This is a genomic window from Halomonas sp. TD01 (genome assembly GCF_923868895.1).
Taxonomy (GTDB): domain Bacteria; phylum Pseudomonadota; class Gammaproteobacteria; order Pseudomonadales; family Halomonadaceae; genus Vreelandella.
Map to the genome: position 1 here is coordinate 3,321,745 of NZ_OV350343.1, position 15,896 is coordinate 3,337,640.

Annotated in this window: 15 protein-coding genes; 13 read left to right on the top strand and 2 right to left on the bottom strand. The window is 49.5% G+C overall.

The features are described from left to right. Positions 1 to 14: 14 nt before the first annotated feature. From uvrB to L1X57_RS15015, 5 genes are all read left to right on the top strand, one after another. Complete coding sequence (uvrB, locus tag L1X57_RS14995; RefSeq protein ID WP_009724459.1) at positions 15 to 2,039, top strand: excinuclease ABC subunit UvrB; 2,025 nt, start codon at positions 15 to 17, stop codon at positions 2,037 to 2,039. 3 nt (positions 2,040 to 2,042) lie between these two features. Then, positions 2,043 to 2,867 carry an endonuclease VIII gene (gene nei, locus L1X57_RS15000; RefSeq protein ID WP_009724458.1) on the top strand — a complete coding sequence of 275 codons (825 nt, stop codon included), beginning with the start codon at positions 2,043 to 2,045 and terminating at the stop codon, positions 2,865 to 2,867. Between the two features lie 179 nt (positions 2,868 to 3,046). Then, on the top strand, positions 3,047 to 4,552 hold the full coding sequence (locus L1X57_RS15005) for a fumarate hydratase (RefSeq protein ID WP_009724457.1): 1,506 nt from the start codon (positions 3,047 to 3,049) through the stop codon (positions 4,550 to 4,552). 118 nt (positions 4,553 to 4,670) lie between these two features. Further along, entirely contained in the window at positions 4,671 to 6,089 is a 1,419-nt protein-coding gene (gene cls, locus L1X57_RS15010; RefSeq protein ID WP_009724456.1) for a cardiolipin synthase, read from the top strand. A gap of 53 nt (positions 6,090 to 6,142) precedes the next feature. Then, positions 6,143 to 7,060 (top strand): LysR substrate-binding domain-containing protein, encoded by a 918-nt coding sequence (locus L1X57_RS15015; RefSeq protein WP_009724455.1) that lies wholly within the window; start codon positions 6,143 to 6,145, stop codon positions 7,058 to 7,060. A 31-nt stretch (positions 7,061 to 7,091) separates the two neighbouring features. Here L1X57_RS15015 and L1X57_RS15020 read toward each other — a convergent pair whose 3' ends face one another. Then, on the bottom strand, positions 7,092 to 8,186 hold the full coding sequence (locus L1X57_RS15020) for a bifunctional nicotinamide-nucleotide adenylyltransferase/Nudix hydroxylase (protein ID WP_009724454.1): 1,095 nt from the start codon (positions 8,184 to 8,186) through the stop codon (positions 7,092 to 7,094). A 163-nt stretch (positions 8,187 to 8,349) separates the two neighbouring features. On the opposite strand from L1X57_RS15020, the gene L1X57_RS15025 reads away from it, so the two are divergent. Together L1X57_RS15025 and L1X57_RS15030 are read left to right on the top strand one after the other, a co-directional pair. After that, positions 8,350 to 9,249: a YihY/virulence factor BrkB family protein gene (locus L1X57_RS15025; protein ID WP_039869637.1), complete on the top strand. Its 900-nt coding sequence runs from the start codon at positions 8,350 to 8,352 to the stop codon at positions 9,247 to 9,249. A 115-nt stretch (positions 9,250 to 9,364) separates the two neighbouring features. Then, on the top strand, positions 9,365 to 9,640 hold the full coding sequence (locus L1X57_RS15030) for an acylphosphatase (protein WP_039869634.1): 276 nt from the start codon (positions 9,365 to 9,367) through the stop codon (positions 9,638 to 9,640). 11 nt (positions 9,641 to 9,651) lie between these two features. Here the strand turns inward: L1X57_RS15030 and L1X57_RS15035 are convergent, their stop codons facing one another. Beyond that, positions 9,652 to 10,602 (bottom strand): D-2-hydroxyacid dehydrogenase, encoded by a 951-nt coding sequence (locus L1X57_RS15035; RefSeq protein WP_009724450.1) that lies wholly within the window; start codon positions 10,600 to 10,602, stop codon positions 9,652 to 9,654. 202 nt (positions 10,603 to 10,804) lie between these two features. Between L1X57_RS15035 and L1X57_RS15040 the strand changes: the two genes are divergently transcribed. From L1X57_RS15040 to ybgC, 6 genes are all read left to right on the top strand, one after another. Continuing rightward, positions 10,805 to 11,086, top strand: coding sequence for an FmdB family zinc ribbon protein (locus L1X57_RS15040; protein ID WP_009724449.1), 282 nt, complete (start codon positions 10,805 to 10,807; stop codon positions 11,084 to 11,086). A gap of 66 nt (positions 11,087 to 11,152) precedes the next feature. Beyond that, a complete protein-coding gene (gene aspS / locus L1X57_RS15045; RefSeq protein WP_009724448.1) occupies positions 11,153 to 12,934 on the top strand; it encodes an aspartate--tRNA ligase in 1,782 nt (593 codons plus the stop codon). 102 nt (positions 12,935 to 13,036) lie between these two features. Beyond that, positions 13,037 to 13,588, top strand: a complete 552-nt coding sequence (gene ruvC / locus L1X57_RS15050) for a crossover junction endodeoxyribonuclease RuvC (protein WP_009724447.1) — start codon at positions 13,037 to 13,039, stop codon at positions 13,586 to 13,588. A 70-nt stretch (positions 13,589 to 13,658) separates the two neighbouring features. Beyond that, positions 13,659 to 14,267, top strand: a complete 609-nt coding sequence (gene ruvA / locus L1X57_RS15055; RefSeq protein ID WP_009724446.1) for a Holliday junction branch migration protein RuvA — start codon at positions 13,659 to 13,661, stop codon at positions 14,265 to 14,267. A gap of 42 nt (positions 14,268 to 14,309) precedes the next feature. Beyond that, positions 14,310 to 15,347, top strand: a complete 1,038-nt coding sequence (gene ruvB / locus L1X57_RS15060; RefSeq protein ID WP_009724445.1) for a Holliday junction branch migration DNA helicase RuvB — start codon at positions 14,310 to 14,312, stop codon at positions 15,345 to 15,347. Then, a complete protein-coding gene (gene ybgC, locus L1X57_RS15065) occupies positions 15,344 to 15,736 on the top strand; it encodes a tol-pal system-associated acyl-CoA thioesterase (RefSeq protein ID WP_009724444.1) in 393 nt (130 codons plus the stop codon). The genes ruvB and ybgC overlap by 4 nt, the downstream gene beginning before the upstream one ends. The last annotated feature ends 160 nt before the right edge of the window (positions 15,737 to 15,896 follow it).

Genomic DNA, 15,896 nt, shown 5'->3' on the forward strand with positions numbered 1-15,896 from the left:
CTAAAGGAGTAATGATGAGCAAGGAATTCCGGCTGCAGTCCAAATTTAAGCCTGCTGGTGATCAGCCCGCCGCGATACGCAGCCTGATTGGTGGGCTTGAGTCGGGGCTTGCCCATCAGACCTTATTAGGGGTGACTGGCTCGGGTAAAACGTTCACGATGGCAAACGTTGTGCAGCAGCAGCAGCGACCAACGATCGTAATGGCACCCAATAAAACGCTGGCTGCCCAGCTATATGGTGAATTCAAATCGTTTTTTCCGGATAACGCGGTAGAGTATTTTGTCTCTTACTACGATTATTATCAGCCGGAAGCCTATGTGCCTTCTTCAGACACCTTTATTGAGAAAGATGCCTCAATAAATGACCATATCGAGCAAATGCGCTTATCCGCCACGAAAGCGCTGCTAGAGCGTCGTGATGCGCTTATCGTTGTCTCGGTATCGGCGATCTATGGTCTCGGGGATCCGGATCAGTACCTCAAAATGAGGCTGCACTTTACCCGTGGTGAGCTGATTGACCAACGTGCCTTTTTACGCCGTTTAGCCGAGCTGCAATATACTCGCAACGATATGGATTTCCGCCGAGGCACCTATCGGGTGCGTGGCGATGTGATTGATATTTTTCCTGCGGACTCTGACGAAGAAGCAGTGCGGGTAGAGTTGTTTGACAACGAAGTTGATTCTATTCGCCTGTTTGACCCATTAACGGGCGAGGTGCGTACCCACGTACCACGTATGACCATCTATCCGAAATCCCACTATGTCACTCCGCGAGAAACCATTTTAGGTGCGATTGACGCGATTAAAGCAGAGCTTAAAGAGCGTCTTGAGTGGATGCGCAAACATGAGCGCTTGGTTGAAGCCCAGCGATTAGAGCAGCGCACCCTTTACGATATTGAAATGATGCTAGAGCTTGGCTACTGCAATGGCATTGAGAACTACTCACGCTATCTTTCAGGACGCGCGCCTGGCGAGCCACCCCCAACGTTTTTCGACTATCTGCCGGATGACGCGTTGCTGTTTATTGATGAGTCGCATGTGAGCGTGCCCCAGGTGGGAGGCATGTATAAGGGGGATCGTTCTAGAAAAGAGACCCTTGTTGAATATGGCTTTCGGCTACCTTCAGCGCTAGACAACCGCCCAATGAAATTTGAAGAGTGGGAATCTATTTCCCCACAAACCATCTTCGTTTCGGCAACGCCAGGCAAGTATGAAGCAGAGCATGCCAGTCAAATTGTTGAACAGGTGGTGCGCCCAACAGGATTGTTAGACCCAGAAATTGAAGTTCGTCCTGCCAGCACCCAGGTAGATGACCTGCTCTCAGAAATTGGCTTGCGCACCGCCGTAGGTGAGCGTGTTCTTGTGACTACGCTGACTAAACGCATGGCAGAAGACCTGACCGAATACTTTGATGAGCATGGTATCCGCGTGCGTTATTTACACTCCGATATTGACACCGTGGAGCGCGTGGAAATCATTCGCGACCTGCGCCTTGGTAAATTCGATGTTTTAGTGGGGATCAATCTACTTCGCGAAGGCTTAGACATTCCCGAAGTGTCGTTGGTTGCCATCTTGGATGCGGATAAAGAGGGCTTCTTACGTGCTGAACGCTCACTGATTCAAACCATTGGTCGTGCAGCCCGTAATGCCCATGGTAAAGCCATCTTATACGGCGACAGAATCACTGATTCAATGCGAAAAGCAATTGATGAAACCGAGCGTCGCCGGGCAAAACAGACCGCTCACAACGAAGAACATGGTATTACGCCAACCACGGTGACGCGCTCGGTGGCAGATATTCTTGAAGCCGCCCAAGCACCGGGCAAAAAGAGCAGTCGCCGACGTGGTAATGAGCGGAAAGTGGCAGAAAGTGCTGCTGAGTATGATGTGGCCACGATGAGCAAACATGATTTGCTGGGGGCCATCAGTAAGTTGGAAGACGCCATGTTTGAAGCCGCACAAAACCTGGAGTTTGAAGAAGCGGCGAGACTTCGTGACCAGCTTCATCAAATGCAAGAAAAACAGCTGGCGCTGGGATAAACGATGCCTGAAGGCCCCGAGATCCGCCGTGCAGCGGATAGAATAGAGAAGCAGATAGGTGGCAAACATCTTGATGACGTCTGGTTTGCATTTCCTGAACTCGCCGGGCAGGCGGACTCACTGATTGGTCAGCAGGTCCAGGCAGTGGATACATGGGGCAAAGCCATGCTTATCCGTTTTGCAGACTTACGTGTGTTGTATTCCCATAATCAGCTTTACGGCGTTTGGAAGCTACATGGCGAAAATAAGCCGCCAAACACAAAAAGGTCATTACGTGTTCGGCTGACTGCTGAGGGAAGGGTGGCCAGTCTTTACAGCGCGTCAGATGTTTCGTTGTGGCATGAGAGTGAGCTGAGCCATCATCCTTTCTTGTCTCGTCTTGGGCCTGATTTGTTAAGCCAAAATGTCTCTCCTGATGATGTGAAACAACGCCTGACGGATCCAGCGTTTAGGCGCAGAAGCCTTGGTGCGTTGCTACTTGATCAGGGGCTAGTCGCTGGCCTGGGAAACTACTTGCGCTCTGAAATTCTTTTCTTATCTCAATTGCACCCTAAACAGCGTCCTTTTGACTTAACGGAAAATCAGCTAGACGTGCTTGCCACTATGATTGTGAAAACGACGCGTCAAGCGTATTTAGACGCGGGCGTCACAAATCGAGACGTATGGATTAAGCAAGCGATTGCTTCCGGTGAGCCACGCCGGCAATGGCGATTTAGTGTGTTTGAACGTGCAGGACTTTCTTGTCATCGCTGTGGTTCGGTTATAGAGCGGATGATGGTTGGCTCGCGCCGTCTATATTTGTGTCCGACGTGCCAGCACTTAGATTAATATTTTATACCGTTATCTCATGTAGCGTTTTCTTGCCTCAGACTAATGCCGTAGTGATCAGGGACAGGTTAGTGGTGGTTGTGGCTGCCGCATAAAGGCCAATACGGTATACTTACCGTACATCTAGACGGCCATTACCAAGGTCGCAGCCAAGACGATAACCGAGGAGCTGTTAGTCCATGACCGTGATTCGCCAGGACGACGTCATTCAGAGCGTTGCCGATGCTCTGCAGTACATCTCTTACTACCATCCGAAAGATTTCATTGATGCAATGGCGGGTGCCTACGAGCGGGAAGAAAATCCTGCTGCAAAGGATGCGATTGCACAGATTTTAATTAATTCAAGAATGTGCGCTACTGGTCATCGTCCAATTTGCCAAGATACGGGCATCGTGACGGTATTTGTCCATGTCGGTATGAACGTCACATGGGACGCCGAGCTGAGTCTTGATGACATGATTAATGAAGGCGTGCGCCGTGCCTATCAGTTGCCTGATAACGTGCTGCGTGCTTCCGTTCTCGCTGATCCAGACGGCAAGCGGGCAAATACCAAAGACAACACGCCGGCGATTATTCACCACTCAATTGTGCCTGGCGATAAGGTTGATATTCATGTGGCCGCGAAGGGCGGTGGCAGTGAAGCAAAATCGAAGTTTGCGATGTTAAATCCGTCCGATAGTGTCGTGGACTGGGTGATGGAACAGTTGCCTAAGATGGGCGCAGGCTGGTGTCCGCCCGGCATGCTGGGCATTGGTATCGGTGGCACCGCCGAAAAGGCGATGATGATTGCCAAAGAAGCGCTACTCGATCCTATCGATATCCAAGATCTGCAAGCGCGTGGTCCTAGTAACCGTGCTGAAGAGCTACGTTTGGAACTGTTCGATAAAGTGAATAAAAGCGGTATCGGTGCTCAAGGCTTAGGTGGTTTAACCACGGTGCTGGATATCAAGGTTAAAGACTATCCAACCCATGCGGCTAATAAACCTGTGGCAATCATCCCCAACTGTGCAGCCACGCGTCATGCACATTTCACGCTTGATGGCAGTGGTCCCGCCGCGCTTGAAGCGCCGAAGCTAGAAGACTGGCCTGAAATTACTCGTGAAGCAGGCGAGAACGTCAAACGCGTTAACCTTGATACGGTGACGCCTGACGAGGTCAAAACCTGGCAGCCGGGTGATACGTTACTGCTGAACGGCAAGCTTTTAACTGGCCGTGACGCAGCACATAAACGTATGGTGGACATGATTGCCAAAGGCGAGCCGTTGCCGGTTGATATGAAAGGTCGCTTTATTTACTACGTGGGTCCTGTTGATCCAGTAGGTGATGAAGTTGTTGGCCCAGCAGGGCCGACCACCGCTACCCGAATGGATAAATTCACTCGCACCATGCTTGAAGAGACAGGCTTGCTAGGTATGGTTGGCAAAGCCGAACGTGGCCAGACCGCTATTGATGCCATTCGAGATAACGAAGCGGTATATTTGATGGCTGTCGGCGGTTCTGCCTACCTTGTTGCCCAGGCAATTAAGAAGTCCCGTGTCGTTGGTTTTGAAGACCTGGGTATGGAAGCAATCTACGAATTTGAAGTTGAAGATATGCCGGTTACGGTTGCTGTCGATAGCCAAGGAACTTCCGTCCATCAGACAGGCCCTGCTAAATGGAAGGAGATCATCGCTCAAAAGGCGTAGCATACTGATGGCGTAAAACCGCAATCAGTGACAAATAAGCCCCGTCTTTCGCGGGGCTTTTGTGCATTAGCAGTGAAATAATACGATAAACAGCTCACTTCATAACGAGGAAAAGGCAATGACCTCATGGTTGCTAGGGACCAGCATTATGCTGATACATCTACTGGGTATCGTGTCAGCGGTCATGGCGCTCATGTCTAGCAGAACGTCCCAAGGGGCTGTGGCTTGGATTATTTCACTGTTAACGTTTCCTTATGTAGCGCTACCTGCTTATTGGTTTTTTGGCCGCCCACGTTTCTATGGTTATGTAACGGCAAGGGGGGCGCGAGATAACGTGTTACGTAGAGTACTGATTCGTTATCGACATAACATTAAGCCACACCTTTCATTACCTGCGAGTACCGATATTCAGGCAGTTGAGCAGTTGGCCATGATGCCATTGACTAAAGGCAATAGTGCTGATTTATTAATTGATGGTGAAGCTACCTTCACAAGCCTCTTTGAAGGTATCGATCAAGCCAAAGATTATTTGCTGATACAGTTTTTTATTGTACGCAGCGATGCCTTAGGTAAACGATTCCAGCATCATTTAATTAAAGCTGCTCAACGAGGCGTGCGTGTTTATTTTCTGTACGATGAAGTGGGTAGCCGGAAACTAAATGACGGTTTTTTAAATGAGATGATAAAAGAAGGCATAGAAGTAAAAGCGTTTCGTTCTTCTCGTGGCTTCAAACATCGCTTTCAGCTTAATTTCCGCAACCATCGCAAAATTGCAGTAGTGGATGGTAAGCAGGGCTGGGTTGGTGGCTTTAACGTTGGTGTTGAATACCTTGGGCAAAATCCACGTCATGGTCCCTGGCGCGATACGCATTTAGCGCTTAGTGGGCCGTGTGTTTTGGGTCTACAGGAAGCTTTTTGGGAAGATTGGCACTGGGCAACAGGGGAGGTCATTACCCTAAATTGGCATGCGGAAAGTCACCCACAAGATGATCATCACGTGGTTATAGTGCCATCTGGCCCTGCTGATAAACAGGATACGGCTAGCCTTTTAATTCAACAGCTAATTCATAGCGCTAATGAAAGACTCTGGGTAACCAGCCCGTATTTTGTACCAGACCAAGGAGTGCAGGATGCGCTTAGGCTGGCAGCAATGCGAGGTGTAGATGTTCGCGTTATGATTCCTGAGCGCCCTGATCATCTGCTTGTGTTTCTATCCGCATTTTCATTCCTACCCGATATGTTAAGAGCTGGCGTTAAAATATACCGTTATCTCCCTGGGTTTTTACATCAAAAGGTCATCCTTATTGACAGCAGTGCGGCAACAGTCGGCACAATAAACCTGGATAATCGGTCATTTAGGCTTAATTTCGAGATAACAGCTTTCATTCCCAGCCAAGCTTTTGCCAGTAAGGTACATACCATGCTAGAGCAAGACTTTGCACAGTGTCGTCGCATTACTATTGACGAAATTAGTCAACGCCCAATGTGGAAAAAAGTGGTTTCTCGTGCGGCATATTTAACCGCACCTATTCAGTAATCAATAATAACCCTACACGCCGCTAACAACGATTTAGGCACAAGGAGTTTTGGGTGAATTTAGAAACAAAATGGCTCGAGGATTTCGTTGCGTTAGCCAATACACGAAGCTTTTCGGCATCTGCCAGGCAGCGTCACGTCACTCAGCCTGCGTTCAGCCGTCGTATTCGTGCGCTAGAACAAGCGGTAGGGGTCATCTTAGTCGATCGTTCCACGACGCCGATTGGCCTGACGTCAGAGGGTCAACTGTTTTTGATCACCGCACGAAATTTAGTGGAACAATTAAACGAATCATTAAGCCACCTTCGAGGGGTTTCTATTGCGAATGAAGCTCTCGATATCGTAGCGGCTCATTCGTTGGCACTGAGTTTTTTCCCTCCTTGGATTTCTCGGCTACAAAAAGGCTTAGGTGAACTGCCAACTCGGTTGGTAGCCATGAACGTTGGCGAGGCTATCCATATTTTGCGCGAAGGTAACTGTGATTTGATGTTGGCATACTACGACCCATTTGCCACCATGCAGCTAGACGCAGAAGTCTTTCCCTCTTTTTCTATTGGCCAAGTGAAAATGTTGCCGGTCTCGCTGCCGGATGAACACGGCCAACCGCTTTTCTCAATTCAAAATGACAGCTCAATTCCTTATTTAGCTTATACGCAGGGCGCATTCCTAGGGCGAAGCGTACGAATGTTGCTTAAAAACGACCCACTACGATTGAAGCTTCGCACGGTTTATGAAACAGCTATGGCGGAAGGATTAAAAGGCATGGTTCTTCAAGGAGTGGGCATCGCTTGGATTCCTGATTTTTGTATTCGTGAAGAGCTCAAAACTGGAAAATTAGTAAGAGCTGGGGATGAAAACTGGGATATTCCTTTAGAAATTAGACTTTACCGTTGTTCGTTAGTCCATAAACCCGGTGTCGAGCGTCTTTGGCGTCAAATGATGAAGCTGCCACGCGATTTTCTGCAGGCATAGCCTGCAGAAAGTCTAGGAAAACCCTTATATCTTAAAATGTACCTAAATCTGCCGGTAAACCGAGAAAGTTTTGAATGATAAAAAAGTGATCTTCAAACAAGCTTTCAGGTTCTAAATCAGCAAGAGCGACCCAGCGGGCATGATCGCCGCCTTTGACTGGCTTTAAACGAGGTAGCTGTTGATCCGGCCTGAGAGCAAAATAAAAGGCTTCCGCTAACGTTCGTCCTCGCCAACTGCGATGAGGTTCATCAAACAGGCGTTGTCCGCGTAGCGAGCCTTTTAAAACGGGCTCGGGCACTTTTAGCCTTAAGCGTTCACGGAGCTCCCTTAAGCAAGCGTCTAATAAGCGCTCATGGGGGTTTATGAAGCCTCCGGGTAATGCAAAAAGTCCTTTGCCCGGCGCAGCTGTTCGCTTTACTAGCAGAATATGTCCCGATTGGACGACAACCGCATTAACGGTCACGAAAATGGGCGGATAAGGGGCTTGTGCCCAAGCTTGCTTATATTGATCCAGTAGCTGTTGCTCTTCCAGCAAGCGGTGGTAGGCAATACCTTTGCAAAACCTATCAACGCTTTTGACGACTTCGGGCGGTAAATCGTGGTAAGCGCCTGTGCTCAAATAGTCATCGGTAGAACCGGGTGAGCGAAACAGCCGCTCGCGTATTTGACTCGCTGAAATACCCTCAACGAGTGGAACACTAACGGACTCCCATTGAGGAAAAAGCGACAAATAGTAGCTGGATTGCCCCCTGCTTGCACCAATCAAGCCAATACGAGGTAAGCGAGCGTTTGCAGGCGAAGCCAAGTCACGCACTTTGCGCTGCACATCACGTACCCACACATCGTCGTTGTAAAGCGCGTCAAGTAGAGGCGTGATTTCCAGGCGTTGATTGTCTTGATCATCAAACCCAGAGCGAATCATTACTTGACGCTCATCGAAATTCCAAGGGTTGCGCAACGAGCGCGCCTGCCAAGCCGAGCCCACTAATACGATGACTTGGCGTGCCTGTTTTAACGCCTCACGGATAATGGCCAGGTGGCCAAGATGGGGAGGCTGAAAACGACCAATAAACACCAAGCAATCAAAGTCGTAAGCCGTAGCAGATTCAACAGCATCCGAATTCATAACGCTTCCTTGGTCGTAGGAGAGAAAGGAGGGCCATTATGAAGTGGGCTGTTAAGGCGCGCAATGTGTCTTCACCTGCGCTCAACGCTTTAGTTCGGTATGATTGTCGGAAGTATCTTGCGTTGGTGCTTGATAGGGAAACTTTTTTGTTAAGGGAATGAATATGCTGAAAAAAACGATCATTTTTTGGTGGAACGTGGTTCAAGATGCAACGGCGTTATGGCTTGAACGAAATGCTTTCAGCTATGCAGGTTCATTAGCGTTTTACACACTGTTCTCTTTGGCGCCTACCGTTATTATAGCGGTAACGGTCATTGGCGTGGTGCTAGGTGAAGATGCTGCTCAAGGCCAAATTGTTGCACAACTCCAGGATACTTTAGGAGCTGAAGCAGCGTTCGCGATTGAGCAGGCTGTCGCCCAGTCACGCATCGAGGAGTCAGGTATCTTACCGACAATACTTGGCTTTGTGGCCTTGTTGGTGGGTGCCACGACCGTATTTGCACAGATGCAATTTTCGCTCAATACCATTTGGGGCGTTACTGCAAAGCCCACCTCAAATAGCGCGTTTATCTTCATAAAAAATCGTTTACTTTCCTTAACGGTCGTTTTGTCTATTGGCTTCATCCTACTGGTATCGTTAGTGCTGGGAGTCATCTTACGGGGTATGCTCCATGGAGCAGGTAATTTATTACCCTATGCCAGTTTATTAACCACATCGCTTGAGTCGCTAATCTCACTAGCGATGGTGACATTGTTGTTCGCTACTATTTTCAAGGTATTGCCAGATGTTGTTCTCCATTGGCAAGATGTGCTGATTGGCGCGGTAGTAACCTCTGTGCTGTTCACAATTGGGCGCAGCGTTATCGCTATATATTTGGCATATACCGCCACAGCGTCTACCTATGGCGCAGCGGGCTCTGTCGTCATGATTTTGCTATGGGTATATTACAGCTCATTAATTTTACTATTTGGCGCTGCTTTTACTCGCTCTTTGCTACTCCGTCGTGGACGCCCATTAGTGCCACGTAATAGTGCAGTGCTAGTGAAGCGAGAGCTGGTTTAAACAGGCTGGTGGGGAGCCAAACCCGAAGAAAACCCGTTTGAGAAGAATGGGGATTAACAGAATTCAGTCTGGGCATTTATCAGACTGAATTCTACAAGCACTAAGAGGGCAATCTATGTCTACTTGTTGTGTACGTGCCTATGTGACAGGGAAGGTGCAGGGAGTGTGGTTTCGGCGTTCAACACAGGAACAAGCGCTGCAGCGGGGGCTGACGGGGTATGCCAAAAATCTAGCCGATGGGCGTGTCGAGGTATTGCTATGCGGCAATTCTGATGCCGTATCTGTGCTAACTGAATGGTTATGGGAAGGGCCAAAAGGAGCGCAGGTAACCCATGTCACCATTGAAGTGCTGGATAACCACCGCGCCCCTGATCATTTCGCCACCTATTAATCAGTGCTTAATCAGCTCGCCTCGTTTTGCCATTGCTTAATATTATCAGCAGTTAGCGCTACAATGTTCTGGCGAGCCTCAGGAGTGATCCAGGCATTGTGAGGGGTCACGATCAAATTGAGTGCTTCGCCTTCGGCTAATGCTGCTAATAGAGGGTGTCCTTCTTTCGGCGGCTCTGTGGGAAGCACATCAACCGCTAATCCACCAATCTTGCCATCGCGAAGCGCCTCAAGCGCGGCTTCTTCATCGATGATACCGCCTCGGGCACAGTTGATTAGTAGCAATGATGGTTTTGCGTTTATCAATCGTGTGCGATTAATAAGGTGCTTAGTTGTCTCGTTAAGCGGGCAGTGCAAGCTGATAATATCTGCCGTTGGTAATAAGTCATCAAGAGAGGGCCGTTTATCGTCTAATTCATTTCCAGGCCGAGCGGCAAATGTAACCTTCATCCCAAACGCTTCGGCTAAACGCGCCACTTCTGAGCCAAGCTCACCTTGACCTACCATTACCAGATGCTTACCCGAAAGCTGCAGCGTCGAGTGGCTTTGTAAGCAAAAGAAATCGCTGCGCTGCCACTCTCCACGAGCAATGTCGGCTTGATAACGTGGCAATCGATTTGCTAATGCCAGCATAAGCATCAGTGAGTGCTGAGAAACGCTAGCCGTGCCGTAGGCGGTGACGTTTTTTACAATAATATTTTGGGCTTTAGCAGTAGTGATATCAATGTTGTTAAGCCCTGTAGCCAGCACACATATAAGCTTGAGTTTAGGCAGGCTTGCCAGTGTTTCAGCATTTAGCATGACCTTGTTGACGATCGCGATGTCCGCATCTGCCAAGCGCTCACCTGCCTGCTCCGAAGTGCTTTGCTGATACACATCTAGATGACTAACAATGTGTCGAATTGCTGTTAGATCAATATCCGCGCCTAAGCTCTCGGCATCCAGCATTACCGCATTGGGCATGTTTCTTTTCTCCATTATCTGCTGAAAAGCGCTTGGCCTTGCTCAGCAGGGGGCACAAAAGGGTATAATGTGTCGCTCTATCAACCGCAGTCTTGGAATTTATCCCGGCAGCCCACATATTTTCTGCCTGGCAACCATTAGATTTGCCGCTAGTCTATATAAATTTAGCCTGTCGGAGTTGAGCTTTTCAGGAGTTATCAACATGCCCATCTATGAGTACGAGTGCAAGGCCTGCGGTCATCGCATGGAAAAATTGCAGAAAATCAGCGCGGATCCGCTTAAGGATTGCCCAGCGTGCCAGCGAGCAAGCCTTGAACGCTTGGTCTCAGCGGCTGGTTTCCGTCTTGCTGGCGGCGGTTGGTATGAAACCGATTTTAAAACAGGAAGTAAGAAAAACTTGGCTGCAGAAGGCCAATCTACTTCCAGCACTGGTGCCACAAGCGATACCAGTAGCACACCAACGAAAAAGGGCGCCGCGGCTTAGCCGCGGTTGTCAGGGTCAGAACGACCCACGACAATCTCATTGCCACGAAACAGAACAGGATTAGACATGCGCAGCCATTATTGCGGCCAGCTTAACGAAACTTTGGTGGAACAAACGGTCACTGTCTGCGGTTGGGTTCATCGCCGCCGTGACCACGGTGGGGTCATCTTTTTGGATATGCGCGATCGCGATGGCATCGCTCAATTCGTTGTCGACCCTGATACCGCCGAGGCATTTGCTAATGCTGACCGTGCTCGCAGTGAGTACGTGCTTCGTATTACTGGCCGTGTCCGGCTGCGCCCTGAAGGAACGCAAAACCCCAACATGCCGACCGGCATGATTGAGGTATTAGCGAAAGAGGTGGAAGTACTCAATACGGCTGCCACACCGCCTTTTCAGCTAGATGAGCATAATAAAGTAGGTGAAGAAGTTCGCTTAAAGCACCGCTATATTGATCTTCGTCGCCCGGATATGATTGAGAAGCTACGCTTGCGTTCGCGTATTTCTCATAACGTTCGCGCCTATTTGGAAAATCAAGGTTTCCTGGATATTGAAACGCCGGTATTGACTCGCGCAACGCCGGAAGGTGCCCGCGACTACCTCGTTCCTAGCCGAACACATGCAGGTAGCTTCTTTGCACTACCTCAGTCGCCTCAGCTATTTAAGCAGCTGTTAATGGTGGCCGGTTTTGATCGCTACTACCAGATCGCTAAATGTTTTCGTGATGAAGACCTGCGAGCTGATCGCCAGCCTGAGTTTACGCAAATCGATATCGAGGCGTCTTTTGTTGAAGAAGACGACATCATGGGCATTACCGAAGCCATGATTCGTCAACTCTTCCAGGAAGTGCTAAGCGTTGAGCTCCCTGACTTCCCGAGGATGACCTGGCAAGAAGCAATGGATCGCTTTGGCTCTGATAAGCCGGATCTACGCATCCCGTTAGAGTTGGCTGATGTTGATGATCTGATGCAACAGGTTGATTTCAAAGTCTTCTCTGGCCCAGCAAGTGCGGAAGATGGTCGTGTTGCGGCACTAAAAGTCCCGGGTGGCGCCAAATTGTCTCGTAAAGAAATCGACGAATATACTAAATTCGTTGGTATTTACGGTGCGAAAGGGCTGGCGTGGATTAAAGTCAACGAGCGTGCGAAAGGGCTTGAAGGTCTTCAATCACCCATTGTTAAGTTCATGGAAAATGTTGTCGAAGAGCTGCTTGATCGTGTAGGCGCTGAGGATGGCGACATCATTTTCTTTGGTGCGGATAAAGCTCGCATCGTCAATGAGGCAATTGGAGCATTACGCGTCAAGTTAGGTGCTGACCTTGAGCTTTACACCCAAGCCTGGGCTCCGTTATGGGTTGTCGATTTCCCGATGTTTGAAGCGGACGACAACGGTCGCCTGAGCCCGTTACATCACCCGTTTACCGCACCTTCTTGCTCGCCAGAAGCGCTTAAAGCTGACCCAGCGAATGCCTTGTCGCGTGCTTACGATATGGTGCTTAACGGAACCGAGCTGGGTGGTGGCTCCATTCGTATTCACGATCAAACCATGCAGAGCACTGTCTTTGAAATTTTGGGCATTGGTCAACAGGAAGCACAAGAAAAGTTTGGCTTCCTGCTGGATGCTCTTCAATACGGCGCGCCTCCCCATGGTGGCCTAGCGTTCGGCTTGGATCGCCTAGTCATGCTGATGGCTGGAGCTAAGACAATTCGTGAAGTTATTGCCTTCCCGAAAACCCAAAGTGCCGGCTGTTTAATGACTGACGCACCAGGTGAAGTCAGTGCAGATCAGTTGAAAGACTTAAACATCCGTCTGCGCCAAAAAGCCAAAGCAGAGACCGCCAGCGAATAATTGCTAACGCTGCTTTTTAGCTCAGCACCGACGTTTAGGCGTCGGTGTTTTTGTTTGCATAAAATGCGCACGTAACAGTTCGCTATCAATAGGAAAGGTGACATGGATGAAAAGCAGCCCGCTCCCACTATTCGGATTTTGGGTATCGACCCAGGTTCGCGTATCACGGGCTATGGCGTCATCGATTTAGTGGGTGTTAAGCCTCATTATGTTGCCAGTGGCTGTATTAGAACGACCGATGGCCCGTTAGAGCAGCGCTTGGCACAAATTTATGCAGGCTTAAGTGAAGTAGTTGGGCTGCATCGGCCTAATGCGGTCGCCATTGAGCGAGTCTTTATGGCTAAAAATCCCGATTCAGCGCTGAAGCTTGGTCAAGCACGGGGCACGGCTCTCGTCTGCATCGCGAATCATGGGCTGAACATTGCAGAATACGCAGCAAGGCAAATCAAACAAGCCGTTACTGGCCAGGGGGGCGCAGATAAAAGTCAAGTACAGCATATGGTCACTGCTATTCTACAGCTCTCTTCGACGCCTCAGGCTGACGCCGCAGATGCGTTAGCTATCGCGCTTACCCATGCGTATGCAGGGCATGGTCTGCTTACTGCACCCTCTAAGGGAAGCCGCCGGCGCAGTACGGGGCGGTGGCGGCTTTAGATGCTTACTGGTCATCTGTACAGAGTGTCTTTATAGTAAATGGCAGCTTTTTATTATTGCGAGCATACACATGATCGGTCGTATTAATGGTTTTTTGTTAGAAAAGCATCCCCCTTGGATTGTGGTTGATGTGCATGGTGTCGGTTACGAGCTAGAAGCCTCTATGAATACCCTAGTGGCACTTCCTGCTGTAGGCGAAAACGTATCCATGTATACACACCTTACGATTCGTGATGATGCTCATTTGCTTTATGGTTTCGGGCGTGAGCAAGAGCGCGCACTGTTTCGTGCCTTGATTAAAGTCAACGGCGTAGGGCCAAAACTAGCGTTGGCCATCTTGTCCGGAATGGACGAAGCAGCCTTTATGCGCTGCGTACGTGACGATGATAGCAAAGCACTGACTAAGCTTCCTGGCGTTGGCAAAAAAACCGCAGAGCGGTTAATTATTGAAATGCGTGACCGCTTCCCAGAATGGGAGAACGCCGCCGACGCGCCCCTCGCGTTAGAAGCGGCTAATGGTGAACCAGCCCCCCGTGACACGTTGGCAGATGCAGAAGCTGCCCTGGTGAGCTTGGGCTATAAGCTCACTGAGGCCTCTAAAATGTTGGCTGACATCAATCCCAAGCAGTCAACAGAGGCGATTATTAAAGCCGCGCTGACAAAACGCATGACTGGGTAACAACGTAGGTTATTTCATGGAACGACTGATAGTGCGCACCTTATGTTAGAACATGACCGACTAATCGCAGCTGATCCCGAGCAAGGGGAAGGGCGTATTGATCATGCTATTCGTCCTAAACATTTAAAGGATTATATTGGGCAGCCGCGTGTACGCGAGCAGCTCGAAATTTTCATGGGGGCTGCAAAGCTACGTCAGGAAAGCCTGGATCATACCTTGGTATTTGGCCCCCCGGGGCTTGGTAAAACAACGCTTGCTAATATTATTGCTACCGAAATGGGTGTAGGGCTGAAATCGACCTCTGGCCCAGTGCTTGAGCGTGCAGGTGACTTAGCCGCGATGCTGACGAACCTAGAGCCTGGTGATGTGCTGTTTATTGACGAAATTCACCGGCTGTCTCCCGTGGTAGAAGAGGTGCTCTATCCGGCGATGGAAGATTTTCAGCTAGATATAATGATCGGTGAAGGGCCTGCAGCACGCTCAATCAAACTAGATTTACCTCGCTTTACATTAGTAGGAGCGACGACGCGCGCAGGCTTGCTCACCTCTCCCTTACGTGACCGTTTTGGCATTGTGCAGCGACTGGAGTTTTACAACCTTGAAGAGCTTACCGAGATTGTTACTCGCTCAGCACGTTTGCTAGGTGTTGAAACGAGCCATGAAGGTGCTGTCGAGGTTGCTAAGCGTTCCAGAGGTACCCCGCGTATTGCCAATAGACTGCTTCGTCGGGTGCGTGATTATGCAGAAATAAAAGGTAATGGCATCGTTGATGTTACTCTCGCCGATGCGGCACTCAACATGCTAAATGTCGATCATCATGGGCTGGATCATATGGATCGGCGCCTTTTGCTGGCAATGATCGATAAATTTGATGGCGGCCCTGTCGGTGTTGACTCGATTTCAGCCGCTATCAGTGAAGAACGCGGTACCATCGAAGACGTCATTGAACCTTACTTGATTCAACAAGGGTTAATGATGCGCACACCCAGAGGCCGCGTAGTGACGCGGCAAGCGTGGCTACATTTCAACAAAACGCCACACGAGCATGCTATTGATCCAGAGGGAGAGCGTCGCCCATGAAAAATGGGGCCACTATGCCGGTGCGCGTATATATGGAAGATACTGACGCCGGCGGGATTGTCTACTACGTTAACTACTTGAAGTTTATGGAGCGCGCCCGCAGTGAGTGGTTGCGTACATTAGGCCTTAATCAGCAATCTTTGCTAGACGATGGTACCCAGCTAGTGGTATATCGCTTGGCCTGCCACTACAGCAAGCCTGCACGCTTGGATGACTCGCTTATTGTCAGTACAAATGTTGAGAGCGTTGGTCGATGCCGCATGACTTTTTTGCAGCAAGTGCAGCGAGATGAGGAACTCTTATGCGCTGCTACAGTCGAGATAGCCTGCTTGTGTGCTCACAAGATGCGACCAAAAGCATGGCCTAAAACGTTGAAAGCGCTCGGTTGATTAATTTAAGGCGAACGCTGAAAACATGCGTAAACCTGTGACATGCGTAAACCTATGGAGTAGATAGCGCGATGTAGCGCGTACTTCATTGACGTTAGACACCACCACTGTTCGGAACTTCCGACGTTAATAGCTTGATGAGGGTAACTGTGAACGATAA